General features: G+C 66.1%; 19 protein-coding genes and 1 pseudogene. 16 read left to right on the forward strand and 4 right to left on the reverse strand.

Translation table 11 applies throughout. The features are described 5' to 3' along the window. Positions 1–222 precede the first annotated feature (222 nt). From IM543_20285 to IM543_20300, 4 genes and pseudogenes are all read right to left on the reverse strand, one after another. A complete protein-coding gene (locus tag IM543_20285; GenBank protein ID QOY93847.1) occupies positions 223–1,248 on the reverse strand; it encodes an IS110 family transposase in 1,026 nt (341 codons plus the stop codon). A 150-nt stretch (positions 1,249–1,398) separates the two neighbouring features. Beyond that, positions 1,399–3,351: a DUF4214 domain-containing protein gene (locus IM543_20290; GenBank protein QOY93848.1), complete on the reverse strand. Its 1,953-nt coding sequence runs from the start codon at positions 3,349–3,351 to the stop codon at positions 1,399–1,401. Between the two features lie 307 nt (positions 3,352–3,658). Next, positions 3,659–4,923: pseudogene (locus tag IM543_20295) on the reverse strand (IS3 family transposase). 108 nt (positions 4,924–5,031) lie between these two features. Next, entirely contained in the window at positions 5,032–6,402 is a 1,371-nt protein-coding gene (locus IM543_20300; GenBank protein ID QOY93849.1) for a FecR domain-containing protein, read from the reverse strand. A 263-nt stretch (positions 6,403–6,665) separates the two neighbouring features. On the opposite strand from IM543_20300, the gene IM543_20305 reads away from it, so the two are divergent. The 16 genes from IM543_20305 to IM543_20380 all read left to right on the forward strand — a co-directional run bounded on the left by IM543_20305 (position 6,666) and on the right by IM543_20380 (position 26,497). Beyond that, the gene (locus IM543_20305; protein ID QOY96777.1) at positions 6,666–8,531 is read left to right on the forward strand and encodes an adenylate/guanylate cyclase domain-containing protein; all 1,866 of its coding nucleotides are present in this window, start codon (positions 6,666–6,668) and stop codon (positions 8,529–8,531) included. Continuing rightward, positions 8,528–9,790: a tetratricopeptide repeat protein gene (locus IM543_20310; protein QOY93850.1), complete on the forward strand. Its 1,263-nt coding sequence runs from the start codon at positions 8,528–8,530 to the stop codon at positions 9,788–9,790. The genes IM543_20305 and IM543_20310 overlap by 4 nt, the downstream gene beginning before the upstream one ends. 45 nt (positions 9,791–9,835) lie before the next feature. Beyond that, positions 9,836–10,162 (forward strand): VanZ family protein, encoded by a 327-nt coding sequence (gene vanZ / locus IM543_20315; GenBank protein QOY93851.1) that lies wholly within the window; start codon positions 9,836–9,838, stop codon positions 10,160–10,162. A 15-nt stretch (positions 10,163–10,177) separates the two neighbouring features. Continuing rightward, positions 10,178–10,930, forward strand: a complete 753-nt coding sequence (locus tag IM543_20320) for a Crp/Fnr family transcriptional regulator (protein QOY93852.1) — start codon at positions 10,178–10,180, stop codon at positions 10,928–10,930. A gap of 175 nt (positions 10,931–11,105) precedes the next feature. Further along, positions 11,106–11,333, forward strand: a complete 228-nt coding sequence (locus IM543_20325; protein QOY96778.1) for a hypothetical protein — start codon at positions 11,106–11,108, stop codon at positions 11,331–11,333. Between the two features lie 252 nt (positions 11,334–11,585). Further along, positions 11,586–12,371 carry an ABC transporter permease gene (locus tag IM543_20330; protein ID QOY96779.1) on the forward strand — a complete coding sequence of 262 codons (786 nt, stop codon included), beginning with the start codon at positions 11,586–11,588 and terminating at the stop codon, positions 12,369–12,371. After that, entirely contained in the window at positions 12,371–13,594 is a 1,224-nt protein-coding gene (locus IM543_20335; GenBank protein QOY93853.1) for an ABC transporter ATP-binding protein, read from the forward strand. The genes IM543_20330 and IM543_20335 overlap by 1 nt, the downstream gene beginning before the upstream one ends. 8 nt (positions 13,595–13,602) lie before the next feature. Then, positions 13,603–14,922 (forward strand): FkbM family methyltransferase, encoded by a 1,320-nt coding sequence (locus IM543_20340; protein QOY93854.1) that lies wholly within the window; start codon positions 13,603–13,605, stop codon positions 14,920–14,922. A 12-nt stretch (positions 14,923–14,934) separates the two neighbouring features. Further along, positions 14,935–17,862: a glycosyltransferase gene (locus IM543_20345; GenBank protein ID QOY93855.1), complete on the forward strand. Its 2,928-nt coding sequence runs from the start codon at positions 14,935–14,937 to the stop codon at positions 17,860–17,862. Further along, a complete protein-coding gene (locus tag IM543_20350) occupies positions 17,855–19,288 on the forward strand; it encodes a UbiA family prenyltransferase (protein QOY93856.1) in 1,434 nt (477 codons plus the stop codon). The genes IM543_20345 and IM543_20350 overlap by 8 nt, the downstream gene beginning before the upstream one ends. A 3-nt stretch (positions 19,289–19,291) precedes the next feature. Continuing rightward, positions 19,292–21,226 (forward strand): hypothetical protein, encoded by a 1,935-nt coding sequence (locus IM543_20355; GenBank protein ID QOY93857.1) that lies wholly within the window; start codon positions 19,292–19,294, stop codon positions 21,224–21,226. 20 nt (positions 21,227–21,246) lie between these two features. Next, entirely contained in the window at positions 21,247–22,272 is a 1,026-nt protein-coding gene (locus IM543_20360; protein ID QOY93858.1) for a glycosyltransferase family 2 protein, read from the forward strand. 2 nt (positions 22,273–22,274) lie between these two features. After that, the gene (locus IM543_20365; GenBank protein ID QOY96780.1) at positions 22,275–22,670 is read left to right on the forward strand and encodes a GtrA family protein; all 396 of its coding nucleotides are present in this window, start codon (positions 22,275–22,277) and stop codon (positions 22,668–22,670) included. Then, positions 22,670–23,542: a GNAT family N-acetyltransferase gene (locus IM543_20370; GenBank protein QOY93859.1), complete on the forward strand. Its 873-nt coding sequence runs from the start codon at positions 22,670–22,672 to the stop codon at positions 23,540–23,542. Before IM543_20365 ends, IM543_20370 begins: the two co-directional genes overlap by 1 nt. Positions 23,543–23,579: 37 nt before the next feature. Beyond that, a complete protein-coding gene (locus IM543_20375) occupies positions 23,580–24,368 on the forward strand; it encodes a PIG-L family deacetylase (protein ID QOY96781.1) in 789 nt (262 codons plus the stop codon). Beyond that, positions 24,365–26,497 (forward strand): glycosyltransferase family 39 protein, encoded by a 2,133-nt coding sequence (locus IM543_20380; GenBank protein ID QOY93860.1) that lies wholly within the window; start codon positions 24,365–24,367, stop codon positions 26,495–26,497. The genes IM543_20375 and IM543_20380 overlap by 4 nt, the downstream gene beginning before the upstream one ends. Positions 26,498–26,507: the final 10 nt, after the last annotated feature.

The raw sequence follows: 26,507 nt of genomic DNA on the forward strand, positions 1-26,507 counted from the left end.
TGTATGATGTAGTTGGCTTGCTCAAATCTATCCGGCGTCATGTTGGAGACTTGCTCCGCGCCACGATGAGAGTTCGCGCCTGATGGGTCCTAAAAAAACCCGCGGCTTCAGGAGCCGATTTTTATGCCAGGTTATCCGTCAGGCCGGTGTGCCGTTCACGTCATCCAGTATCAGCGTCGCAAAACCAGGTAGGTCCTTAGGTACAGCAAGCTCGGGAGGCCGTCACAGCGATGTGACGGCCTCTTGCATTTTGTATTCGGTATGGTGTGCCGCCATGGCCCATGCTGTGCGGGCGAGCTTGTTCGCCAGCGCGCAGGCTACGACATTGGAATGGCGTCGCCCCAGCATGGAACGCGCCCACTGCGCCAGGCGGTCGGTGTGCCGGTCCAAGCCGCGCATGTAAGACCGCGCGCACTGTACCAGCAGGCGCCGGATATTCTTGTCGCCGCGTTTGCTGATGCCCAGCAGATTCGCTCGCCCGCCGGTACTGTGCTGCTGAGGCACCAAACCAAGCGATGCAGCGAAATCGCGTCCACAGCTGTATTGCTTGCCGTCGCCCATTTCGGCCGACAAAGCACTCGCCGTAATCGGTCCGACGCCAGGAATCGCCATCAAGCGCTGTCCAAGATCGTCTTCCTGCAGTTGCCTGCCCAGATCCTTCTCGAGCTCGTCGATCTGCTCGTCCAGATACTGAATATGGGCACGCAGTCTTTCAATCAGGCTCACCAGCCGTGCTGGCAGAGCGCGCTCTGCCAGCACGGAAGGCAGCCGCTTGATAATGCCCGCGCCCTTGGGCAGGCCGATACCGAATTCGAGCAGGAATCCATGGATCTGATTGATTGCCTTGACCCGAGCGCGCACCAACGACTCGCGCGTCCGATGCAGGGCCGACAGGCATTGCTGGGCTTCGGTCTTGGGTGTCACGAAACGCATCGATGGACGGCTGGCTGCTTCGCAGATCGCCTCGGCATCGATGAAGTCGTTTTTGTTGCCCTTGACGAAAGGCCTGACGAACTGCGGAGAGATGAGTTTGGCCTTGTGGCCGAGTGCGGACAGCTGCCGCGCCATCCAGTGCGCGCCGGCGCAGGCTTCCATCACGATCGTACAGGGTGGGAAGTTGGCGAGAAAGGTGATCAGGTGCTTGCGGTCGAACTTCCTGCGCAGCAGCGCCTTACCGTGTCGATCCTGTCCGTGCAGGTGAAAACCGTGCTTACCGAGATCGATGCCGATGAGCGTAACGTCTTGCATGATGGCCTCCATTCAGAAAGAACTCACCCCACAAGATTAGTATCTTGCAGGGTGGAGGGGGACCATCTCATTAAACCCCGCTTCCTAACGAAAGCGGGGTTTCGGTCATTGAATCTCAGCCTGGTTGCCCAGGCCTTGATACCTTGCTACTTAGACAGTCGGGGTGTTGACGGTGATGATGCCGTTGTTCAGGACGACATCGGTCGATGCCACACCGGTCAAGGTGATGGTAATGACTTCCGGGGTTGCAGCGTTCGAACCGAACTTCGAGGTTTCCAGAACGATGTCAGTGCCACCGGTTGCGTTAGCAACGATGAAGGCTTCCAGCACGTTGTCGTTGCCAGCAGTCAGCTTGCCGGTGTTCAGGGTGTAGTCGGTGCCGATGAACAGCGAGTCCTTGCCCAGCAGACCGAACAGGTTGATCGAGGCATCGACGTCGCTAGCAACATAGATGTCCGAAGCAGCGGTTGCCAGCAGCGAGCCTTCTGCATCCACAGGCTTGCTCATGCCGTTGGTTTCGAATGCGTCTTCAGCAGCCTTGATGGTTGCGTCCAGGGCTTTCAATTGATCAGCAGCAACGGTTGCTTTGGTCAGGGCGTCGGTTGCCTTGGTCAGTGCAGTGATCGCGTCGTTAGCGGTCTTGACCTGAGCATTTGCAGTGTCCAGGGCTGCGACACGTGCGTTGACGGGAGCGTTACCTTCGTAGGTGGTCAGAGCACTGTTGAATGCGTTCAGCGCAGCAGTTGCAGCACCTGGGGTGGCTTCCAGATCAGCATTTGCCTGCAGAATGGCTTTCTGGGTAGCGATCTGGGCCATGGTTGGCAGGGCGCCGTCAGCAACCTTGACATCCTTCATCAGGCCTTTGATCGTTTCCAGGTTCGACACTTCGGTCGCGGTCATGTCCAGGTAGTTGACGTTTGCGTCAGCAGCGGTCTTCACCTTGTTGGCGTTGCTCAGGGCCAGGTCTGCAGCTTCCTTGGCGATCGACGCGTTCAGCAGCGCGGTTACACCTGGGTTAGTCGTTTCGGTGACGCCGGTCGCCAGAACCAGCTTCTTGTCGGCGTTCAGCACGATCACGCCATCGACGGTGCCATCACCAGCGACGTCAACAGCGGCCTTGCTCAGCACGTTGTACGAAGCTTCCTTGGCCTGCAGATCAGCGTCAGCTGCGGTCACGGTCTTGCCAGCGGCATCAACAGCAGCTTTAGCCGAAGCTTGGGTAGCAACAGCTGCGGACAGGCCAGCAACCTTGCCGATTTCGGCGGTGGCGTCTGCAACTGCAGTGTTCGCGGTGCTCAGCTGGGCCGCGTTGGCAGCAACCTTGTCGGCCACCAGAGCAGCACGGACGTTTGGCGAGGTAGCAGCAGCGTAGCCAACAACGCCGCCTTTGGTTTCGACTTCAGTGAAAGCGGTGTTCTGCTTGGTGGTGATGCCAGCTTCAGTGCCGGCAGCGACTTTACCGTCGTCCTTGCCATCAGCGCTGTCGAGGAATTCGAACTTGGCTTCCTTGGCAGCGTCCACTGCGGCGAGACCCGAGGTCAAGGTGAACGGGGTGCCGGCTGCGACAACCTTGACAACCGTAGCCGACAGTGCGGTCGGAGCGATCGCGGCGGTCAGCGAAGCGTCGGTGGTGATGCTGCTGATGAAGGCCTTGGCCACTTTGTTGGCTTCTGCACCGCGGTAGCCGTCTTGCTCGGGCTTGGTGTCCAGGGCAGCGGAGAAGGCGGTTGCGCCAGCGACTTTGTTTTCGTAGGCTTCAGCGTCGGTGGTCTGTGCGCCTTTAGCGATTTCAGCAACGACTTTGTCGATGGTGATCTTGCCAGCGGTCATCAGGTCAGCCCAGTAGGCTTGGCCAGCGGCTTCTGCAGGACGGCCGAACAGGTTCTGGTACACCTGGTTGACGACCTGGGCGTTGGTCATGTTGGCGTAGGCGGTCTTGTATTCGGCTTCAGCAGCAAAAGCAGCCGACACAGCAGCGGTCGAACCCTTCTGGGTTTCGACAACGTTGGTCCAGTAGTCCAGGCCAGCAGTGTCAGCAGGACGGTTGAAGTAAGCGACGTACAATTGCTGAACTGCATTGACGTGTGCGGTGACGATTGCCATGTATTGCTCCAAAAAGATAGATCGATCGAGTGATGAATCAAAGTTGCACAGGGTGGCATTGCACACCTGTAAGCCAACGGACCGGATGATGACAGAAAGCGAGCCCGTCCTTATGTGATGGCCATCACAAGCCGGACAAAGTTTTTCGAAATTTCGACACATTCATACATTCCGTACCCTCCAATTACGCGCGATGGGTAAGCAGGCCTGTATTTTCATGATCGCTCAGCCGTTTCATTTTCATCAACCGACGCCAGCACGACAATATCGCCGAGTAATTCCAGGCGCGGATACATATTGTCACGTCCTAAGATAGGTTGACAGGGTCACGGCCTTTTTCGTTACCCTGTAGATCTGATGTTACTGACGCCCAGTGCACCGCATCGGGCGTTCTGTATTGCAGCGCCGTATGCGGGCGCTCATGGTTATAGATGTGGATCGCCTGCTGCACCATGGTAGCGGCTTGCTCCAAGTTTTGAGGCACTGCAGTCAAGAGCTCGGCCTTCAAAATACCGTTAATTCGTTCTGCCAAGGCGTTCTGGTAGCAGTCGTAGCCGTCGGTCATCGAGCACAAAACGCCGTGCCGGCGATGAATCTGCTGATAGGCTTCTGCACAGTATTGCAGGCCGCGGTCGGAGTGATGGATCAGCTGGCGTTCGGTGCCCCGGCAGCGTAGTGCCATGCTCCATGCTTTCAGCACTCCGTCGGTGTGCAGGTCATGGTGCAAGTGGTGCCCCATGATCCTGCGCGAGTAAGCGTCGGTCACCAGGCTAAGGTAGCCGGTCGCTTCCCGCGTTTCGATGTAGGTGATGTCGGCCACCCACAGCTGCTCGGCCATCGTTGGCTTAGCCTGCGCTTTCACCAGATTTGGATGCTTGCGCATCCAGTGTTTGGAGTTAGTGGTCTTGCGGTAGCAGCGTTTTGGATGCGCCAGCATCCTAGCGCGCCGCAGTGCATCGAACAGTCCATCCCGTCCCAGCTTTAATCCTGCCTGCACAAATTGGCGTTTGAGCAAAAAGTAGAGCTTGCGCGTGCCGATCCTGGGTTGGCGTAGCCGTACTTGCTGCACTAACTTCTCGGCCACACGGTTGCGTGCCGTTCGTCCAATTTCTGCATGCAATCGCTTGTAGTGTGCTTGACGGCTGATCCCGAACAACTGGCAGACCCGGCTAACGCTCAGGTCTTCTTTTTCCGTAAGGATTTGCGTTGTTCGGGCAAAGGCTTTTTTACGACAGCCACTCCATGCTCCTTGGCCAGGACGTCGAGCATCGTCTTATAGACGAGCGACTGCTGCCGGGAGGTTTCCAGCTCGGCTTCCAGCTGCTTGATCCGTTGCTCGGGGGTGAGAGGTCGCGTCATATCCGGTTGGGCTCGTACAAGTTGCAAAGCTAGCGAACTCCAGTCCTGCTGCCCGTATCGTCTTAACCATACTAGCACCGTACTTCGACCCTGGATGCCGAACTTCCTCTGCGCCTCTTTGTAAGTCATCTCGCCTTTTTCGACCGCGGCAACTACCCCCTCTTTAAAAGCCAAGGTGTAGTCAGCCTGGGTACGCTTTCCCTCAATCGCCATCTCGCTCTCCTTGAATAAGGCAAGTTTAGACAACCGATTTCAGGACGGGACATATGAAAAAACAAAAGCCCGGACCAGCCGGGCTTTTCAGGGATATATATGTATATGTCAGCGCCAGGTGGCCGCGCCGTTCACCGTGCGCTTTTCATCCAGACGGCCATCGAAAATGGTGGCGGCGCTGCCGCCGCGATCGTTGCTCAGCACGCCCTGGAGATTGAGCACCCCGGCACGCCCCAGGGCATCGTTGCCGTACAGGCGGCCGTCCCCAGTCACCATGCCGCTGGCAGTCAGCTGCACGACGTCGGTCGTTGTCGATACATCCATCGCAGCGTCAAAGGTGCGCGCGCCGAAATCCAGCTTCAAGGAACCATTTGATAATGTCGCCGGCGCGACGACCGTATTACCAAAGCCATACTCGGTGGTGACATAAGCCTCGCTACCGCGCAACGAGAAGCCGATCGTCCCGTTATTCGGCGCGACATACTCCTTGCCCGCCGACCGGAACAAAGCGAAATATCCCGAAAGCCCGAGCAACTCGTTCTTCTCGCGTTCTTCCGTCAGGTTGATGGCCGCATAGCGATCCATGACCGGCTGCCAGCGCCCCCAGATCGCCGTGCGTTCCGGCAAACTGGGCGGCACCTCGACCACCGGTGGCGGCATGCTCACGGGCGGCGGCGGTGGGTTGGTCCCCGTGTCCGGCGCCGGCGGCGGCGTTCCGGCGTTCGGTCCTGGCGCGGCGGTCACCAGCTTCTCGATGACCGAGTTCAAACCTGCGCTTTTCATTGCCTCGACACTGGCAGCCTGGGACGGCGCCGTGTTGGCCCCGCTCTTGACCAGCGGTTCGTCGTTGCGCGGCGGCGACACCTGGTCCGGCGATAGCGGGCTGCTGTCCAATACCTGGGCAGTCTGGCCGCGTCGCACCTGCACCAGCTGGCCACGTTGCGCCGCGCTCAGTTCGCGGCTGGCTTCGCCTTCGCAGGGGCCGGCGCCGTCGGGGCGGCAGGCCCCGGTGAAGCTGCTGACGACCACACCGCCCGAAATCACGGCCACGCGCGAGGTTTCCTCGTCGGTGAACACCGTGAAGTCGGTGCCGCGCACGCCGATTGCCGCGACCGGGGTATTGAAACGGAAATTCTGCCGCGCCAGCTTGACCGCCTCGCCCGATTTGCTGCGTGCGACGCCGCTGAGCAGTTCGAGCTTGATGCGGGTATTGGCGGGATTCTTCTGGTCGATGTGATAGGTGACGATCCGCGCCTTGGTATTCGGGCGCAGGATGAACAGGCCGTTGTCGACGGTTTTCACGTAGATGAAGCCGTCGCTGCCGGTGCGCAGCATCTGCCCTTCCTGGACCGCCGACCCTTCACGGGCCGCCTGGTCGCCAGCCTGGGCGCTACCGGCAACGAAGATGATCTTGCCTGCATCGGCATGGGCGGCGTGCGCGGCGCATGCAAGCAGTGCAGTAAGTAATAGTTTTCGCAAGATAGGTCCTTTTTCCTTCAATGTACCCCGCCGATGCCGGGCGCTTCCGTGACAGCCGTCACATTCTATCGAAAAGGATGGGCTCGCTTCTAGATATTACATTTTGTCGGATTTCAATAAAGACAATGTGTACAGGCAACTGTGCGCGTTATACTGCGCCCTTCCTTAACTGAAAGTACACCTGTACATTGCTGTGCGTGGCTGAACCGAGACGACATGCCCGACCCCGTGGACGCTGGGTCATCGCTGCGCTGGCCTTCCTGGTGACCCTGTGGTCGCAGTACGGGCACCTGGCTCCGCCCCTGTTCGGGCCTGCCAAGCCCGAGGGGCTGTTGTTTTTACCCAACGAGCGCTTGCGCGACACCTTCATTCGCATGCAGGCCACGGACGCCCCCGAACCGCGCATCCTCGTGGTCGACATCGACGAAAGCTCGCTGAGCGAACTCGGCGCCTGGCCCTGGCCGCGCGAACGCCTGGCGCACCTCGTCGAAATCCTGTTGAGCACCTACGGCGCCCGCGGCGTCGCCCTCGACATCGTGCTGCCTTCCGCCAGCGGCGCGCCGGACGACATCCGCCTGGCGCTGCTGGCCCGGCATGGCCCGGTGGTGCCGGCCCAGGCCTTCAATTTCGCCCCGCCCGGACTGGAGCCGCTGCGTACCGGCCATCTCGGCGGCGCCACCGCGTTGTACCGGAAGGGTGTGCCTGCCACCGGTTATGTCGGCAACTACCCGGCACTGGCCGAGGCGCCGAACATCGGCGTGATCGGTTTCATTCCCGACCCCGACGGCGCCTTGCGCCGCGTGCCCCTGGTGACCGAGTTCGAAGGACGGCATTATCCGGCGCTCGCGCTTGCGCTGGTGAACTGCTGCGCCGGCAAGGGGCCGCTGCGCCTCGAGGAAAGCGGGCTGATGCGCGTGCCGTTCCGGCGCGACTGGTCGGCTTTCACGCTGGTCAGCGCCGCCGACATCCTGGCCCAGCGGATCGTGCCTGCGAGCGCAGCCGGGCGCCTGGTCGTGGTCGGCTCGTCCTCGCTCGGCTTGGGCGACCGGGTGGAAACCCCTTTTGCCGCCAGCCGTCCCGGCCTGGGCGTGCAGGCCAGCATCCTGTCGGCGCTGCTCGACCGCCAGGCAGGCGCAACACCCGCTCCCTGGCCCGGCCGCCTCATCGCCTGCCTGTATGCCCTGCTCTCGGCGCTCGCGTGCATGCTGCTGTTCCCGCGCCTGTCGGCCGCTGCCGGCGTCGCCGTGCTGGCAGCCAGCTCGGCGCTGTGGCTGGGGCTGGCCTATGTGGCGAGCCCGCACGACCCGCACTTCGCGCCTGCCGGCCCATTGGCAAGCAACCTGTTCATGCTGGCCGTGGCCGTACCCTACCAATGGCAGGCCGCCCAGCGCCGCTCGCGCCACCTGCTGCAGACGCTGCGCCAGTACGTCGCGCCGGCCGTGGTCGAGGAGCTGCTGAGCAGCGACGACGACGACCCGCTGCAGCCGAGCCAGCGCGACGTGACCACCCTGGTGGCCGACATGGAAGGCTATACCGGACAGGTCGAGACACTGCCGGTGGCGGAAGCGGCGCAGTTGACGCGCGACTTCCTCGACTGCCTGACCGGCCCGGTCATCGAACACCAGGGCACGCTCGACAAGTACACCGGCGACGGCATGATGGCCTTCTGGGGCGCGCCGCTGCCGCTGGAACAGCATGCCGACCTGGCGCTCGACGCCGCCCGCGAGATGACGCGCCGCGTCGCCGCGCTCAGCACCAGGCGCGAACGCAAGGGTTTCCCGCCGCTGCGCGTGCGGATCGGCGTCGAAAGCGGCCCGGCCATGGCGGGCGATTTCGGCACCTCGTTCCGCAGCATTTATACTGCGGTCGGAGACAGCGTCAACACGGCGGCCCGCCTCGAGCAGGTCGCACGCGATTTTCCCCATAACATCATCGTCGGTCCCGGCACGGTCGAACGGGCGCGCCGCCACCGCTTCCTCGCCCTGGGCGAACGCCTGCTGCGCGGTAAAGAAAAAGCCACCTCCTTGTACACTCTCGACACCAGCGCGGGCCACACGGCGGCCCCTCAGCCAGCATCCGCCCAACAGGCGGCCTCATCCATTACCAGCCTTACGGGGCCGTCCGCGTGAGCGCGCGCATCTCGCCGGGCATGCTTGCCCTCCTGCTGGCCTGCGCGCCGGCCTGGGCGGCTGGCCAGGACGGCGCCGCCGCTCCCGCCGGCACGCCCACCCCACCACCTCCGGAAGCGCTGTACCAGGAAGCGCTGCAATCGCTGTCGGAGGGCCGCAAGAACGATGCCTCCGCTGCGCTGGCGCGCCTGATCGCGCAGGTGCCCCAGCATGCCGGCGCCGTGATCGACCTGGCCCTGATCCAGTGCAGCCTCGGCAATGCCGACGAAGCCGAGCGCCTGTTCGCCATCGTCGAGACGCGCTTCGAGCCTTCACGCGAGATCCTCGAACTGATCGCCGAAGCGCGCGACGGCGGCTGCAAGCGCGCGCCTCCGGCCAGTTCCGCCAGGATGAACATCGGTCGCGGCATCGACGACAACGTGAACCAGGGCGCCAGCAATTCGACCTTCATCGTCAGCGGTCCGGACGGCCAGGTCGAACTGCCTCTGCTGGACGACTTCCTGCCCAAGCGCGACGGCTACACCACCTTCGGCGCGGACTACGTGCGCGGGATCGGCAGCAACGGAAGCCTCGGTTTCATGCAGTTCCAGACACGCCGCTACGACCGCATGCGCGACTATGACACCGGCGCGCTGTATGGCGGCATCGAATCGCCCTGGCGCCTGGGCGCCTGGACCCTGCGCAGCACGGGCTCGCTGGGCGCGACGACGATGGCCGGCCGCCTCTACCAGAAACAGGCGCAGGCGCAGCTGCGAGTAACGGTGCCCTTGCCGCTGCCGGCGCATACCCAGTTCTACGTGACCGGCAGCGCCACGCGCACCAGGTACCCGACCCTGGGCAGCTTCGATTCGGACATGCTGGAGGCGCGCGCATTGCTGGCGCAACAGGCCGGCAGCTTCGCCGCCAGGGCCACGCTGGGCCTCTTGAGCGACCGCGCGCGCAGCGACCGTCCGGGCGGCAACCGCCACGGTAATTACCTGACGCTGTCGCTGCGCAAGGCGCTCGGCTGGGACACCCATGGCGAAATCGCCTGGACGCGCCAGCGCTGGAACAGCGCCGCGCCCTACTCGCCGGAACTGCTGATCGACCAGGTACGCGCCCAGCGCATCCAGGTCCTGCGCGCCATCCTGACCTACCAGCTTGCAAGGAACCAGACGCTGTCGCTCGAGGGACGGATGGTACGGAACCGCGAGAACATCAGTATCTTCCAGTACGATAACCGGCAGTTACAGCTGAGCTGGCAATGGCAATTACCTTGAGTCTGGCATTACAATCGCCACGTTCAATATAAAAAAGCATTGCCGATGCCGTCCGAAGTACTGTTGTTCGTTTGCGCAGCGAGCGTGCTGTTTGTCGCGTGCCTGGTACCCAACCGCTGGCTGCCGCCCTTGCCCAACGACAAGCTCATGCATTTCGGCGCGTTTGCCGTGTTGACCGTGCTGGCCTTGCGCGCGGCACAGGGAAGGGGGGAAGCCGGTTGGTGGCTGGCCGGACTGCTGCTCGGCGGCTGGCTGATCGAATGCCTGCAATCGCTGGTACCCGACCGCCGGTTTTGCTGGCGCGACCTGGCGGCCAATGCCGCGGGAATCGCCACCGTGGCGCTCCCCGCCTTTGCCATCGGACACTTTTAAGGCACTGACCCATTGATGAGTTCTTCCGCCAAGCTCTCCCAGTTTTCCGACCAGCCCGGGCAAGCTACCGCTCCCGAGGCGCAGGAGCGCCAGCTCCAGGTCCACCTGCGCAAGATTCCGCTGCTGGCCGACCTGACCGACGAGGAAATCCTCCAGGTCAGGGGCGAACTGCGCTTCCGCCACTACCCGAAGCGCTCGGTGGTGCTGCACAAGGGCGGCAGCGGCGACGGCCTGCTGTTCCTGCTGTCGGGCCACCTGCAGGTGGTCGACGTGACCGAGGACGGCCGCTCGGTCGGCCTGCGCATGCTGTCGGCTGGCGACTTCTTCGGCGAGATCGCCTTGATCAACGACTCGACACGCTCGGCATCCGTGGTGTCCACCACCGAGGTGCTGGTCGCCTTCCTGCCGGCGGCGATCGCGCTGCACCTGTTCTCGCATTCGCCCTCGGTGGCGCGCAAGATGCTGGGGCACCTTGCCCAGAAGATCCAGCGCGATTCCGAGTTCCGTGCCTTGCTCAGCATTAACAACACGACGCGCCGCATCTACACCTATATCGCCCTGATGCAGCAAACCCCGGGCCCGGATGGCAGTAGCGTGGTGGAAAACCTGCCGACCCACCAGGACATCGCCAACATGATCAACACCAGCCGCGAGACCGTGACCCGGGCCCTGCTGACCCTGGTGCAGCAGGGGGTGGTGCAGAAAGAGGCGCACCGGCTGATCATTCTCGATCCGGATGCGCTGCAGCGGCTGGCGCAGGGAAGCTAGGCGCCCACCTGTGCGCTGCTGCGACAGGACGATGGCGGCGCCGCCCAGGGCGTGATACATTTTTGGCATCCCGCCCCATGGAGACGACATGCGCACCCTGACCGCCAGCAACTCCGCCAAGCCCAGCCTGGGCAAGAACCTTGCACGCGTGGCGGCCGCCACTGCTGCCCTCTTGATGATTCCGCTGCTTGCCATGCAGTTCACCAGCGAAGTGAACTGGACCGGCGGCGATTTCGTGGCCGCCGGCATCCTGCTGTTCGCTGCCGGCCTGGCCGTGGTCGTGGCCTCGCGCATGGCGCGCAGCAGGCTGCAGCGCCTGGCCCTGGTCGGCCTGGTCGCGCTGGCCTTCGTGTATGTGTGGGCTGAACTGGCGGTCGGCATCTTCACCAATCTGGGCAGCTGAGCCCTTGGTCATCCGGAAGTTGTCATGGCCGAGGCCGGCTCGGCCGGGCCGGCGCGGCCTTGCCGATTTCCTTTCGGCATGAATACAAATCCCGATTGACTTTTGACAAGATGTTACATCTACAATAATAGAGCGGCTGTTGGATGAAGTATAATTTTGGGCTCATCCGGCCAAGCCAATCGACATGAATTTTTCCCTGACGTACCCGAACGGGGCGCTGCCAGCGCGGGCCGCCCCATGATGTCGCCACTGATGCTGCGCGGCCTGTGGGCCTATCGCGGTTTCGTGCTGGGTAGCGTCAAGCGCGAATTCCAGTCGAAGTACGTGAATGCGATGCTGGGCGCCGTCTGGTCGGTGCTCAGTCCGCTCGCCATGATCCTGGTGTACACCGTGATCTTTTCCGAGGTCATGCGTGCCAAGCTGCCGGGCAACGATTCCGGCGCCGCCTATTCGATCTACCTGTGCGCCGGCATCCTTACCTGGGGCCTGTTCGCCGAGATCGTCGCGCGCGGACAGAACATGTTCCTCGAGCAGGCCAATCTGATCAAGAAGATCAGCTTCCCCCGGATCTGCCTGCCGATCATCGTCGTCTGCAATGGACTGGTGAACTTCGGCATCATCTTTGGCTTGTTCCTGGTGTACCTCGTCGTTTCCGGCAATTTCCCGGGCATGGTGTTCTTCGCCATCGTTCCGGTCCTGCTGCTGCAGATCCTGCTGGCCATCGGCCTGGGCATGGTGAGCGGCATCCTGAACGTGTTCTTCCGCGACGTCGGCCAGTTCGTCACCATCGCGATGCAGTTCTGGTTCTGGCTGACCCCGATCGTCTACCCGGCCTCGATCCTGCCGGAAGCAGTGCGTCCGATCCTGGTCTACAACCCGATGGCCGCCGTGGTGGGGGCGCACCAGGCGATCCTGGTCGAAGGCCGCCTGCCCGACTGGAACAGCCTGATTCCGGCGGCGCTGCTGGCCCTGCTGCTGTGCATCCTGGGCCTGCGCCTGTTCCGCAAGCGCTCCGGCGAAATGGTGGATGAACTCTGATGGGCAGCATCGTCGTTTCCAACCTGGGCAAGGCCTATAAGCAGTACCCGACGCGCTGGTCGCGCCTGGGCGAATGGCTGCTGCCGCTGCGCGGGCCGCGCCACAAGCTCAAGTGGGTGCTTACCGACATCAACTTCCAGGTGTCGCCGGGCGAAGCCGTGGGCCTGATCGGCATCAACGGCGCCGGCAAGAGCACCCTGCTGAAACTCATCACCGGCACCACCCAGCCGACCACCGGCAGCGTCTGGATGGAAGGCCGCGTGGCCGCCCTGCTGGAGCTGGGCATGGGTTTCCACCCGGATTTCACCGGCCGCCAGAACGTCTACATGGCCGGCCAGCTGCTGGGCATGACGGTGGACGAGATCAGCGCCTTGATGCCGCAGATCGAGGACTTCGCCGGCATCGGCGAGTACATGGACCAGCCGGTGCGGGTCTACTCGAGCGGCATGCAGATGCGCGTGGCCTTCTCGGTGGCCACGGCGCGGCGGCCGGACATCCTGATCGTCGACGAGGCCCTGTCGGTGGGCGACGCCTACTTCCAGCACAAGTCCTTCGATCGCATCCGCCAGTTCCGCAAGGAGGGCACCACCCTGCTGCTGGTCTCGCACGACAAGCAGGCGATCCAGTCGGTGTGCGACCGCGCCGTGCTGCTCGACGGCGGCCGCCTGGCCAAGGAAGGCAAGCCGGAAGAGATCATGGACTACTACAATGCCATGATCGCCGAACGCGAGAACGCGACCGTACGTCTCAACGAGACCGGCGACGGCAAGATCCAGACCATCTCGGGCACCGGCGAAGCCACGGTCAGCGACATCGCCCTGATCGACGAGAGCGGGCAGCGCGCCGAGGTGGTCGACGTGGGCGCGGCCGTGACGCTGGAAGTGAAGGTCAAGGTCAACGCCCTGATACCGCGCATGGTGCTCGGCTACATGATCAAGGACCGCCTCGGCCAGCCGATGTACGGCACCAATACCCACCTCAAGGGACTGCCGCTCGAGGACGTCGCCGTCGGCGAAGAGGTGGTGTACCGCTTCGCCTTCCCGATGAACCTGGGCCCCGGCACCTATTCGGTCGCGACCGCGATCGTCAGTACCGAGACCCACCTGGTCAACAACTACGAATGGCGCGACCTGGCGCTGGTGTTCACCGTGATGAACATGCGCCGCCCCCACTTCGAGGGCTCGGCCTGGCTCGACCCGGCCGTCGATATCCAACGCTCATGATCGACAAGATGCGATTCATTTCCTACTCTCAGAATGGCGAGGACGTGCTGCTGTGGCGCGCGCTCGGCCACGTGCAGAACGGCTTCTACATCGACGTCGGCGCCAACGACCCCGAAGAGCATTCGGTCACCAAGGCCTTCTACGACGCTGGCTGGCGCGGCGTCAGCATCGAGCCGCTGCCTTCCTTCCACCAGACTTTCCTCGAGCAGCGCCCGCGCGACGTCAACCTGGCGATCGCCGCCGGAGCCGCGAACGGCGAACTGACCCTGTACGACACCCCGCAGGTGCGCGGCTGGGCCTCGCCGGAACAGTCCGTGGCCGAGCTGCACCGCGCGGAAGGCCATGAAGTGGTCGAACTGCGCGTGCCGGTGCGCACCCTGGCCTCGGTGTGCGAAGAGCATGTGCAGGGCGAGATCCACTTCCTGAAGATCGACGTCGAAGGCTTCGAAGGCGAAGTGCTGCGCGGAATGGACTTCGCGCGCTGGCGCCCCTGGGTGCTGGTGATCGAAGCCACGCTGCCGAACAGCCGCGAAACCAATCACGCCTCCTGGGAGCACCTGGTGACCGGCCAGCGCTACCGCTTCGCGTGGTTCGACGGCCTGAACCGCTACTACGTGGCGGAAGAACACGGCGAACTGCTGGCGCACTTCGGGATCCAGCCGAACGTCTTCGACGACTATATTTCGCACCACCTCGACAAGGCATGGGCCTCGTCGCAGGAACTGGTCCATGCGCTGCGGGCGTCCGAGCGGCATGCCGAGCAGGTCGCGCTGCTGGCGCAGGCGCGGCAGGAAGACCTGGAGCACACCCAGCAGCGCGCCGACGAGCTGAAAGACCAGCTCGACGCAGCCTGGGCCCGGGCGGAAGTCCTGGCCCAGGAAAAAATGCACGCGGATGCCTGGATCGCGTCCTTGCACCAAAGCGTCGCGGCCGAACAGGCCAATGCCGAGAAACTGCTGGCATGGGCCAAGAGTCTGGAAGCCAGCGTGATCGCCACCCACAACAGCACCTCGTGGAAGGTGACACGACCGCTGCGCATGGCCGGCCACCTCGTGTATGCGATGCGCCAGCCGGACCGGGCACGCCGCGTCGTCACGCGCCTTACCCGCAGCGAAACACTGCGCCGCCTCCTGATCCCGGTACTGCTGCGCTTCCCGTCGCTGGGCCGCCGCGTGCAGGCTTCGCTATCGGCCATCAAGCAGCTGCCGCCCGAGCCGTTGCCGGAGGGCGTGAAGCCAGTCCCGGATGAGCTGCGCGGCCTGCCAGCCTCGGTGCGCGGCGTACTGGCGGACCTGGAGCGGGCGCGCCATCACCACACCAGCAGTTAAGACTTCCGAACTATGCGTATCGTAATCGACCTACTTGAGAACCATGGCCGCGTGGACGGCGCCGCGCTCGCGCTGACGCAGGAACTGCTGCGCCAGGCCGGCGGGCGCGAAGTGCATGTCGCCGTTCCGCTACTCGACCCGGTGACGCTGGAGTCGCTCCGTACGGGTGGCCTGCTGCCGCGCGCCCAGGTACGGGCCTTCGACCTGCCAGCCGGTGGACGGGTGCGCGCCCTGGTGCGCAGACATGCGCTGACAGGATTGCGGCCCGACGTCGTACTGCTGCCGGTGCGCGTGGCAGGCAAGCGCGGCCTCGATCCGCTGGAGGTCCCCTACGCGATCCTGGAAACCGAATGCCGCGGGGTGAACGTCGCGGCGCTACTCGGTTCCCTCGATGCGGCCGCGGCCAGGAAGCCGCCACCCGCGCGGGAACCCGCGGCCCGGCCTCGGCTGGCGTATGTCTCGCCGCTGCCGCCGGAACGATCCGGCATCGCCGACTACAGCGCCGAACTGGTGCCGGAACTGGCGCGCTACTATGACATCGAGCTGGTGGTGGAGCAGGACACGTCGCTTGTCGTCGATCCGCGCCTGTCCGGGTTCCCCTTGCGCAGCCCCGCCTGGCTGCGCGAACACGCGCATTCGGTAGACCGCGTGGTCTACCACTTCGGCAATTCCCACGCCCACAAGCACATGTTCGAACTGGTGCGCGAGGTGCCCGGCGTCGTGGTACTGCATGACTTCTATCTGTCGGGCGTGCTCGACAACCTCGAACGCGAGGAATACCTCGACAAGGGCTTCCTGCAGGCGCTGTACGAGTCGCATGGCTATACCGGCCTGCTCGGACACCGCAAGCATGGGCGCAACCCGGCTATCTGGACCTACCCGCTCAACAAAGGGGTGCTTGACAACGCTGCCGGCGTCATCGTCCACTCGGACTTCTCGCGTGAGCTGGCGCAACAGTGGTATGGACCGGACGCTGCCGACACCTGGCGCACCATTCCCCTGCTGCGCGGCCGCCCTGAAGGCGGCGCCGGGCCGGGTGCGCGCGGCAAGGCGCGCGCGGCGCTCGGGCTGGACGCCGACGCCTTCGTGGTCGCCAGCTTTGGCATGCTCGGACGCACCAAGCTCAATGCCGAGCTGCTGGAAGCGTACCTGGCCTCGCCGCTGGCGCGCGACCCCGCCTGCCACCTGGTTTTCGTGGGCGACAACGATCCCGGCCCGTATGGCGAGCAGTTGCAGGAACAGATCCTGGCCAGCCCTGCGGCCGGCCGCATCCACGTCACCGGCTTCGTCGATGCCACCATCTACGCCCAGTACCTGGCAGCGGCCGACGTGGCGGTGCAGCTGCGTTCGTCGACGCGCGGCGAGACCTCGGCGGCGGTGCTCGATTGCCTGCTGTACGGAATGCCCACCATCGTCAATGCGCACGGCTCGACCGCTTCGCTACCCGACGAATTGCTGGTGAAATTGCCCGACCAATTCACGGTGGGACAACTGGGCGCAGCCCTGGCCCGCCTGCGCGGCGCCCCCGCCGAGCGCGCCCGACTGTCGGCACTGGCCATGGCGCACATGGACGCGCACCATGCCCCTGCCCACGTCGGTGCGCTCTACTACGACGCCATCGAGGATGTCGCGCTGCGCGGCGAGCATGCCGCCTATGCCGCACTGGTGCGCGCGGCGGCGCCACTGTGTCCGGCGCAGGAACTGCGGGAGCTGGCCACCGCGATCGCCTTCAACCGCGCCCCGCATGCGCCGCGCCAGCTGCTGGTGGACATCTCGGCCGTGGTGCAGTCCGACCTCAAGACCGGCATCCAGCGCGTGGTGCGCAGCATCCTGTTGGCGATGATCGCGGATCCGCCCGCGGGCTGGCGCATCGAGCCGGTGTATTCCACCGGCGGCAACCGGAGTTACCATTACGCGCGCCGCTTCGGCCTTGGCCTGGTGCAGGAAGAAGAACTGGCGCTGGAAGACGCGCCGGTCGACCTGCGCCCGGGCGACATCTTCTTCGGCCTCGACCTGTTTACCACCGGCACCTCGCAGAACGAACAGCTGCTGCTGTCGATGCGCGACCGCGGCGTCGGCATCTATTTCGTGGTGTTCGACATTTTGCCGATGCTGCGCCCGGACGTGTTCCCGTTCGGGACCGAGCAGTACTTCGGCGACTTCCTGCGCACCGTGCACAAGGTATCCGACGGCGTGCTGTGCATCTCGCGCGCCGTGGCCGACGAGCTGGCGGGCTGGATCGAACGCGAGGGCCTGCAGCGCCGCACGCCCCTGAGCCTCGGCCACTTCCACCTGGGCGCCGACATCGACGCCAGCGCGCCGAGCTTCGGCCTGCCGCCGGACGCCGAGCAGGTGCTGGCGGCGCTGGGGCAGCGCCCGAGCTTCATCATGGTCGGCACCGTCGAGCCGCGCAAGGGCCACACCCAGACGCTGGACGCCTTCGAGCTGCTGTGGCAACGCGGCGAGGACGTCAACCTGGTGGTGGTGGGCAAGCAGGGCTGGATGATGGAAAAGCTGTGCGAGCGCATGAGCACGCACCCGGAACATGCCAAGCGCCTGTTCTGGATGAACGGCATCTCGGACGAGATGCTGCTCAAGCTGTACGGCGCTTCTTCGGCCCTGCTCTCGCCCTCCGAAGGCGAAGGCTTCGGCCTGCCGCTGATCGAAGCGGCCCAGAAAGGCATTCCGATCATCGCGCGCAGCCTGCCGGTGTTCCGCGAAGTCGCCGGCGAACACGCTTATTACTTCGACGGCCTGGCGCCGCAAGACCTGGCCGACGCGATCAAGACCTGGCTGGCGCTGCAGCGCGAAGGCAAGGCGCCGCAGTCGACCGGCATGCCCTGGCTGACCTGGGACCAGAGCGCGCAGCAAGTGCTCGACGGCCTGGTGCGCCAGCAGTGGTACCGTGTTCTGCCCCCTGCCGAGCCGCGCCATGGCTGAGCCGACCATCACCACCGACCTGGGACGTCCGCTGGTCGTCGACCTGGACGGCAGCCTGATCCATTCCGACCTGTTGTGGGAAGCGATCGTGCTGTTCCTGAAGAAGAACATCCTGCGCGCCTGGCTGCTGCCGTTCTGGCTCCTGGCCGGCAAGGCGGCGTTCAAGGAAAGACTGGCGCGCGAAGTCGAACTCGATCCGGCGGCCCTGCCCTATGACGCGGTGGTGCTGGCCCTGGTGCGCGCCGAGCGCGAGCGCGGACGCCGCATCGTGCTGGCGACCGGCTCGCAGCGCCGCTTCGCCGAACAGATCGCGGGCCATCTCGGCCTGTTCGACCTGGTGCTCGCCACCGGCGACGGCATCAACCTGACCTCGCACAACAAGGCGCGCCGTCTCGCCGAACTGTATGGCGCGCAGGGCTACGACTACCTCGGCAATTCGCGCGCCGACCTGCCGGTGTGGCTGGGCTGCGCGCATCCCTGGTCGGTCACCTGCAAGCCCTTCCGCCTGGCGGACGGCCGCGTGACCGTGCATTCCGGCAGCGTGCGCGGCAATACGGCGCGGGCGCTGTTCAAGGCCCTGCGGCCGCGCCAGTGGCTGAAGAACCTGCTGGTGTTCGTGCCGATGCTGGCCGGCCATGCGCTCGACCTGCCCACCTTCAGCGCCTCGCTGGTGGCCTTCGTCGCGTTCTCGCTGTGCGCCTCCAGTGCCTACCTGCTCAACGACGCGCTCGACGCCCAGGACGACCGCGTGCACCCGACCAAGCACACGCGCCCGATCGCCTCGGGCGCCCTGCCGCTGCCGCTGGCCCTGTTCGCCAGTCCGCTGCTGGCGCTCGCCGCGATCGCGCTGTGCGCGGCCTTCAACGTGCTGCTGCTGGCGGCCGTGCTGGTGTATTTCGCCAGCACCGTGGCCTATTCGGTCTGGCTGAAGCGCCTGCTGATGGTCGACATCGTCGCGCTCGCCGTCCTGTACAGCCTGCGCGTCGTGGGTGGCGCGGCGGCCACCGGCATCCCGCCGTCGTTCTGGCTGCTGGGCTTTTCCTTCTTCATCTTCCTGAGCCTGGCCCTGCTCAAGCGCCACAGCGAGCTGATCAACCTGCACAAGCGCGGCAAGGACAAGACCCGCGGACGCGGCTACACGGTCGAGGACCGGACCCCGGTCGGCATCATGGGCGTCAACAGCGCCTTTGTGTCGGTGCTGGTCTTCATGCTCTACTTCAATTCCAACAATGTGCTGGACCTGTACCGCACCCCGGCCTGGCTGGCCGGGATCCTGCCGCTGCTGGTGTTCTGGCTCGGCCGCCTGTGGGTGCTGTCCTTCCGCGGCGAGGTCAACGAAGACCCGGTCCTGTACGTCAGCAAGGACAAGGTCAGCCTGGTGGTGCTGGCCTGCTGCCTCGCCCTCGCCACGCTGGCCTCCTTCTAAGCCATGCAGACAAGCGTTCCCGCCGCAGCCGCACGCTGGCGCTTCCCGATCCTGGTGGCGCTGGCGCTGGCCGCCCTGCTCGCCATGGTCAAGCCTTACTATGGCGGCGACGTGGTCGAGTACACCCTGGCCACCGTCGCCATCGCCGACCACGGCTCGCCCGACATCCGCCCCGGCGACATCGCCCGCGTGCGCAGTCTCCTGCCGGGCATGCTCGACGCCCCCCTCGACCAGCTCGAACGCGGCATGCGCGCCGGTGACCGGCAGTTGTACGCCGCCTTCGTGCGCGGGCGCGACGGCGACGTGTTCCCGGTCCACTACTTCGGCTATTCGCTGCTGGCCGCCGGCCCGTTCAAGCTGTTCGAAGCGCTCGGCATCCCGCCCTTCAAGGCCTTCCAGGCGGTCAACCTGATGGCGGTGTTCGCGCTGGCGCTGGCGCTGCGCCGCTTTTTCCAGTCCGAGACCCGGGCCTGGCTCGGCCTGGGACTGTTCATGCTGTGCGGCGGCGCGCTCTACCTGCACTGGACCAGCCCGGAGTGCGTCAGCGCCGCCTTCCTGCTGGCGGGCCTGCTGTTCTACACCGCCGGCGCGCCGCTGGCCGGCGGCGTACTGGCCGGGCTGGCCGGACAGCAGAACCCGACCATCGTGTTCTTCTTCGCTTTCGCGCCCCTGATCAAGCTGTGGCTCGACTACGAGCGCCAGCTGGGCTTTGCCGCCAACCTGCGCGTGCAACTCACGCGCCGCACGCTGGTCGGCCTGGCGGCCGGCATGGCGGTGTTCGCGCTGCCGCCGCTGTTCAACCTGTGGCAGTTCGGCGTCCCCAACATCATCGCCAAGCTGTTCTCCGACCCCGGCCTGATCGGCACGACGCGCCTGGCCTCGTTCTACTTCGACCTGAACCAGGGCATGATCATCGGCGTGCCGGGCCTGCTGCTGGCCTTGCTCCTGCTGCTGCCGCGCGCGGACGGCCGCGCGCGCGGCGTCGTGCTGCTGGCCGCGCTGTTGATGCTGGCGCTGGCGCTGCCCGCGCTGGCCGTGCTGAACTGGAACTCGGGCGCGGCCGGCGTCATGCGCTATGCCTTCTGGGCCGCGATGCCGATCGTGTTCGCGCTGCTGGTGCTGTTGCGCCGCCTGCCGCGCTGGTCGGGTGCGCGGCTGTCGTCCCTGCTGGCCGGCCTGGCCGCGATCCAGGCCGTCGCCATGGTGCATGCGCAACGCTACGACTACGTGCATTTCAGCCCGGCCGCGGTGCGGATGCTGACCTACGCGCCGCAGTATTACCATCCGGAGCCGGAAATCTTCGCCGAACGCGCGGGCAACCACGACAACTACATCCAGCCGGACAAGCTCTATACCCTGCAGCGCGGCGGCGCCGTGGTGAAAACCCTGGTGCACGCCTCCAACGCCCACGCCGACGAACAGCTGTGCGGCAAGGGCGCGCACCTGGCGCCCGACCAGCCGCAGGTGGAAAGCGCGCGCGGCTGGCGCTATCTCGACGGTCCGCTGCGCTGCGTCGCCGGCGGCTACCTGCAGCGCAGCTTCCAGTTCGACGCGCTGCGTGCGGGCGAGGCGGTGGCCCTGGTCTCGGGCTGGTATCCGCCGGAAGCGAACGGTTCCGGCTGGGACGGCGCCTGGTCGCATGGCGCGCGCTCGCGCGTGCGCATTCGCCTCGACGGCGGCGCGGCGCATGCGCTGCTCATCGCCGGCTATTACCTGGCGCCCAACCGCAGCACCCGGGTCATCGTGAACGGGCAGGATCTCGGCTGGCACGCGCTCGACCAGGCCGGCCCGCTGGAACTGCCGCCGGCGGCGCGCGCCGCCGCCCTCGACATCGAATTCGAACATGCGTCGCCGACCTCCCCCGGTCCGGGCGACCCGCGTCCCCTCGCCTTCTTCCTGCGCGAGATCAGCGTACGACAACTTCCAGGCACGCCATGAATGCCCCTGACGCCAGCCCCATGAATCTTCCCCTCGTCCCTGTCACGCCGGAGGCGCGCGACGCAGTCGCGGTCGTCATCCCCAGCTACAAGGTCACCCGCCACATCCTGAGCGTGATCGCGGGCATCGGCCCCGAAGTCGCGCGCATCTACGTGGTCGACGACAAGTGTCCGGACGCCAGCGGCGCCTTCGTGCGCGAACATTGCCGCGACCCGCGCGTGGTGGTGCTCGAGCATGCCGAGAACCAGGGCGTGGGCGGGGCCGTGATGACCGGCTACCGCGCGGCCATCGCCGACGGCGCCAAGGTGATGGTCAAGATCGATGGCGACGGCCAGATGGACGGCAGCCTGATCCCGAACTTCATCGCGCCGATCCTGGCGGGCGAAGCCGACTACACCAAGGGCAACCGCTTCTTCAACCTGGAGCGCCTGGGCGCGATGCCGCCGCTGCGCCTGTTCGGCAACGCGATCCTGTCCCTGATGACCAAGCTGTCCTCGGGCTACTGGGACCTGTTCGACCCGACCAACGGCTACACCGCGATCCACGCCGACTGCGCGCGCTTCCTGCCCTTCGACAAGATCAGCAAGCGCTACTTCTTCGAGTCGGACATGCTGTTCCGCCTGAACATCCTGGGCGCGGTGGTGGCCGACGTGCCGATGGACGCCGTCTACGGCGACGAGGTCAGCAACCTCAAGATCTCGAAGATCGTCACCGAGTTCCTGAGCAAGCACGTGCGCAATTTCGGCAAGCGCATCTTCTACAACTACTACCTGCGCAACATGTCGGTGGCCTCGATCGAGCTGCCGCTGGGAATCCTGTTGACAATCTTCGGCGCCGTCTACGGCGTGTCGCACTGGATCGCCTCGGCACGTTCGGGCACCGAGACGCCGGCCGGCACGGTGATGCTGGCGGCGCTGCCGGTGATCATGGGCGTGCAGCTGGTCCTGGCCTTCCTGGCGCACGACGTGGCCTCGGTGCCGCGCAATCCGCTGCACAAGAAAACCCTGTTCCGCCGCGCGGCGGCCACGCCGGGCACCGGCGCATGAGCATGTCCGCCCGCGCTTCCCGTCTGGCGTCCAGGCTGATCACGCGCCAGTTCGCGGTCTTCGTCACCGGCGGCCTGATCTGCGCGGTGGCCGACATCGGCCTGATGCAACTGCTGCTGCAGGCCGGCATGCACGCCACCGCCGCCGCCAGCGCCGGCTTCGCGGCCGGGCTGCTGGTCAATTACGCCTTCCACAGCCGTGTTACCTTCAACGCCGCGGCCAATCCCGCAAACTTCGCGCGTTACCTGTGCGTGGTTGGGGTGAATTACCTATTGACCATTGCTTGCGTAGCTGCCGCGAGCGCCGCCTTCGACAACCCCCTGGCCGGGAAGCTGCTGTCGCTGCCGCTGGTGGCGGTGAATGGCTACCTGCTCAGTAAATACTGGATCTTCAAGTGATGCCCGATTTGCAGACAACGCTGCGTTTTGCGCCGGTCCGGAACGACCGCGCCACCCTGGCCACCTATGGCGCGCTGTTTGCCGCCTGCTTTCCGGGTACCGACAAGTTCACGCCCGCCTACCTCGACTGGCTGTACGTGGCCAATCCGGACGGCGCGGCGGTCGGCTACGACGCCTGGGACGGCGAGCGCCTGGCGGCGCACTATGTGTGCGTGCCGGCGCGCGCCTGGGTCGAGGGGCAGGAGGTGCGGGTGCTGCTGTCGCTGAACACCGCCACCCACCCGGACTACCAGGGCAAGGGCCTGTTCACCAGGCTGGCCGCGATGACCTACGCGGCCGGCGCCGAGGCCGGCTTCGACGGCTGCTACGGCGTCGCCAACGCCAACAGCACCCCGGGCTTCGTGCGCAAGCTCGGCTTCCAGCTGGTGCGCCCGCTGGAAGCGCGGGTCGGACTGGGGCTGCTGCGCCATGCGCCCAAGCCGGCCGCCGCCGCACTCTCGTTCGAGCGCAGCTGGAGTCCGGAAGCGCTGGCCTGGCGCTGCGCCAATCCGCACAACCGGGTCCACGTGCGCCATGGCGGCCGCGGCCTGCAACTCCATGCTGCCGCGCTCAAGCACATTCCGGCCTATGCCGAGCTGGAAGGCGCCGGCGCGGCCCCGCAGCCGGCGGGCCGTCCGGTCGGGCCATCGCCGCTGCGCCTGTTCATCGGCCTGGCCCCCGACGCCGGCAGCCGCTACTGGAACTACGCCAGCATCCCGATGCGGCTGCGCCCGTCGCCGCTGAACCTGATCTGGCGCGCCTTCACGCCGCGCGTCCCGCAACTCGACGCGTCCCGCATCCAGTTCACCTTCCTCGACTTCGATGCCTACTGAATCACAGCCGCACGCCGGCCGGGACGCTGGCCACCAGATGGGCCAGGAGACGGGCCACGCCGCCCTGTTCCTGTTCGCCCACCAGGACGACGAGTTCGGCGTCTACCAGCGCATCCTGGCATGCCGCCGGCGCGGGCTGCGCGTGGCCTGCGCCTACCTGACCGACGGCCAGACCCCGCGCGTGTCGGCCGGGCAGCGCAACCGAGAGTCGCTCGCCGTACTGGCCCGACTGGGAGTGATGCCGGAAGACGTGTTCTTCGCCGGCGCCGAGCTCGGCATCGGCGACGCCCGCCTGCCCCAGCACCTGGCGCCGGCCGCCGGCTGGATCGGGCGCTGGCTCGATCGCTACCCGCTGATCGACACCGTCCACGTGACCGCCTGGGAAGGCGGCCACCACGACCACGACGCCCTGCATGCGCTGGCCGTGAGCCTGGCGGCCGAACGCGGCCTGCTGGCCCGCACCTGGCAGTTCTCGCTGTACCAGGCCAGGGGCCTGCCCGGTCCGCTGTTCCGGGTGCTGGCGCCGCTCGCCGAGAACGGCCCCGCGGTGGCGCACCGCATTCCCTGGCGCGAGCGCCTGCGGCACCTGCGCGCCTGCCTGTCCTATCCCTCGCAGCGCATCACCTGGATCGGCCTGTTTCCCTTCGTGCTGCTGCACTACCTGCTGCGCGGCGTCGAGCAGTTGCAGCCGGTCGCCTTGAGGCGCCTGGACGAACGCCCGCACGCGGGCGCCCTGTACTACGAAAAGCGCCAGTTCTTCACCTGGCCGCAGATGCAGGCGGCGCTGGCCGGCTGGCGCGCGGCCTCCCGCCATTCGACGACATGAAGCCTTCCTCGCCTCCCGAACACGCCCTGGCGCGCCCCCGCGCGCGTTCACGCGTGCCCGCGCTGTTGCTCGGCGCCGGCATGGCCCTGATCGGCTGGTACCTGATCCAGCGCACGCTCGGCCTCTATCCCGGCATCTTCATGGACGAGTGGTACTACAGCAAGATGGCGCGCCTGACGCCGCTGTCCGAAGCCGCCGTGCCCTCCTACCTCTACCTGCTGGTGTTCGGCGCCAGCAGCGGCTGCGGCCCGGGTTTCCTCGACTGCGTCCGCATCGGCAACGCCCTGTTCCACGTCGGCGCCGCGCCCTTCCTATACCTGGTCGCGCGGCGCGTGCTGCCGGCGCCGCTCGCCTGCACCGTGGCCCTGCTGGCCCTGCTGCTGCCGCTGAACCTGTACACCAGCTACTTCATGCCGGAGTCGATGTACTTCTTCGGCTTCGCGCTGCTGGCCTGGGTTGCGCTGGCCGGTGTCGCCTGGCGCGCCTGGGTGCATGCGCTGCTGGCCGGCGCCGTGCTGGGCCTGATGAGCCTGGTGAAGGTGCATGCGGTATTCCTGCTGCCGGCCCTGTGCGTGTATCTCGTGCTGGCCAGCCGCGCGCGCGATCCGCAGGCCGCGGCCGGCGCCTGGATCGGGCGCGGCCTGGGCGCGGCCGCGTTGGCCGCCCTGGCGGCCGCCGCGGTCAAGCTGCTGCTCGGCTGGCTGCTGGCGGGCGAGGCCGGCCTGACCCTGTTCGGCGCCTTCTACTCGGCCGGCGCCAGCTCGGCCTCGCAGCACGGAATCCTGTCGCGCCTGCTGCCGGCCTCGGTCAGCGCGCGCGGCCATGCGATGGGCCTGGCGGTGCTGCTGGCCTTGCCGCTGGCGGCGCTGCTGCACGCGCTGGTCCGCCCGGTCACCCATCGCGCCGGCAATCCGCTCGGCCTGCTCGCCGTGTTCACCGCGCTCATGCTCGGCTCGGCGCTCGGCCTGGCGGTCATGTACACGGCCTCGATCGCCTCCGACGGGCCGCTCGAGGGCTTCCGCCTGCACTCGCGTTACTACAGCTTCGCCCTGCCCCTGCTGCTGATCGTCGGCGCCGCCGCCGCCGGCCGAGAGGCGCGAGAGGCACAGGACCAGGCAACGCGCCCCGCGTTCCTGGCGCAAGCCCTGATCGCCCTCGTGCTGGCCGGCCTGCTGGCGCTGGCGTGGACGCGCCTGCCGGGCTTCGACCCGCGCATCACCGACGGGCCGGAATTCACGGCGCTCGTCAAGCGTGACCATCCGGTGATCGCCCTGTTCGCGCTCCAGGCGCTGCTGCTGGCCTTGTGGCTCGGCTACCGCCGCGCCGCGGCCTGGGGCTACCTGCTGCTCGCCCTGCCGCTGGCGCTGTACGTCACCGACGTCGAGGTGCGCACCTACCTCGGCCACCTCAGGACGGCGCCGCCGGCCGACCGCGCCGGCATCGCCGCCCGCGCGCGCATTCCTCCTGCCGAGCGCAGCGCAACGATGATCGTCGCCAATGGCGCCGACCTGTTCCGCACCCAGTTCCACCTGGACCATGCGGACATGATCCTGCTCGACCTGCCCGACGGCGCGCCGATCGAGGCCTACCGCCTGCCCACGGCGGCGCGCTGGCTGGTGGCGGTGGGCCGTCATCCGCTGCCGACGGGGATGGTCCCGGCGCTGGCCGACGACGCCTTCACGATCGTGAAGCTGCCGCGTCCCGCGCGCAGCCTGGTCGGCGAATTCGTCTTCAATGTCGCGCCCGGCCCGGGGCGGCTGGTGGAGCAGGCCGACGGCCTGTCGAACGTGGAGGGCTGGGGGCGCTGGTCGGAGGGCCGGCTGGTCAGGCTGCACTTCGCGCGGCCGCTGCCGGCGCGCCTGACCGTGGTGCTGACCGCCGGCGCCTTCGGCCCCAACACCGGCCTGCCTTTCATCTTGCGCGCCGGGCAAGCCGAGACGCCATTCCGCCTGGCCTGGGAAGCGCGCGAGGTGGTGCTCGACCTGGACACCGACGGCCGCCAGCAGACCCTGGTCATCGAGGTCCCGCAGCCCCAGCGGCCTAGCGAGCTGGGCAACTCTACCGACACCCGCCTGCTCGGCATTTCGCTGACGCGCCTGCGCATCGAGGCGCGCAAGCCCGCGGACTGAATCCCGTTTA

The organism is Massilia sp. UMI-21, from assembly GCA_015277795.1.
In the GTDB taxonomy this organism is placed as follows: domain Bacteria; phylum Pseudomonadota; class Gammaproteobacteria; order Burkholderiales; family Burkholderiaceae_D; genus Telluria.

What these genes read in the sequence shown, in the direction of transcription:
- IM543_20320 (QOY93852.1), top strand. Translation starts at nt 10,178, where the DNA reads ATGAGTTCTTCCGCCAAGCTCTCCCAGTTTTCCGACCAGCCCGGGCAA.
- IM543_20355 (QOY93857.1), top strand. Translation starts at nt 19,292, where the DNA reads ATGCAGACAAGCGTTCCCGCCGCAGCCGCACGCTGGCGCTTCCCGATC.
- IM543_20365 (QOY96780.1), top strand. Translation starts at nt 22,275, where the DNA reads ATGTCCGCCCGCGCTTCCCGTCTGGCGTCCAGGCTGATCACGCGCCAG.
- IM543_20325 (QOY96778.1), top strand. Translation starts at nt 11,106, where the DNA reads ATGATTCCGCTGCTTGCCATGCAGTTCACCAGCGAAGTGAACTGGACC.
- IM543_20340 (QOY93854.1), top strand. Translation starts at nt 13,603, where the DNA reads ATGCGATTCATTTCCTACTCTCAGAATGGCGAGGACGTGCTGCTGTGG.
- IM543_20330 (QOY96779.1), top strand. Translation starts at nt 11,586, where the DNA reads ATGCTGCGCGGCCTGTGGGCCTATCGCGGTTTCGTGCTGGGTAGCGTC.
- IM543_20375 (QOY96781.1), top strand. Translation starts at nt 23,580, where the DNA reads ATGGGCCAGGAGACGGGCCACGCCGCCCTGTTCCTGTTCGCCCACCAG.
- IM543_20335 (QOY93853.1), top strand. Translation starts at nt 12,371, where the DNA reads ATGGGCAGCATCGTCGTTTCCAACCTGGGCAAGGCCTATAAGCAGTAC.
- IM543_20285 (QOY93847.1), bottom strand. Translation starts at nt 1,248, where the DNA reads ATGCAAGACGTTACGCTCATCGGCATCGATCTCGGTAAGCACGGTTTT.
- vanZ (QOY93851.1), top strand. Translation starts at nt 9,836, where the DNA reads ATGCCGTCCGAAGTACTGTTGTTCGTTTGCGCAGCGAGCGTGCTGTTT.
- IM543_20360 (QOY93858.1), top strand. Translation starts at nt 21,247, where the DNA reads ATGAATCTTCCCCTCGTCCCTGTCACGCCGGAGGCGCGCGACGCAGTC.
- IM543_20290 (QOY93848.1), bottom strand. Translation starts at nt 3,351, where the DNA reads ATGGCAATCGTCACCGCACACGTCAATGCAGTTCAGCAATTGTACGTC.
- IM543_20350 (QOY93856.1), top strand. Translation starts at nt 17,855, where the DNA reads ATGGCTGAGCCGACCATCACCACCGACCTGGGACGTCCGCTGGTCGTC.
- IM543_20380 (QOY93860.1), top strand. Translation starts at nt 24,365, where the DNA reads ATGAAGCCTTCCTCGCCTCCCGAACACGCCCTGGCGCGCCCCCGCGCG.
- IM543_20345 (QOY93855.1), top strand. Translation starts at nt 14,935, where the DNA reads ATGCGTATCGTAATCGACCTACTTGAGAACCATGGCCGCGTGGACGGC.
- IM543_20370 (QOY93859.1), top strand. Translation starts at nt 22,670, where the DNA reads ATGCCCGATTTGCAGACAACGCTGCGTTTTGCGCCGGTCCGGAACGAC.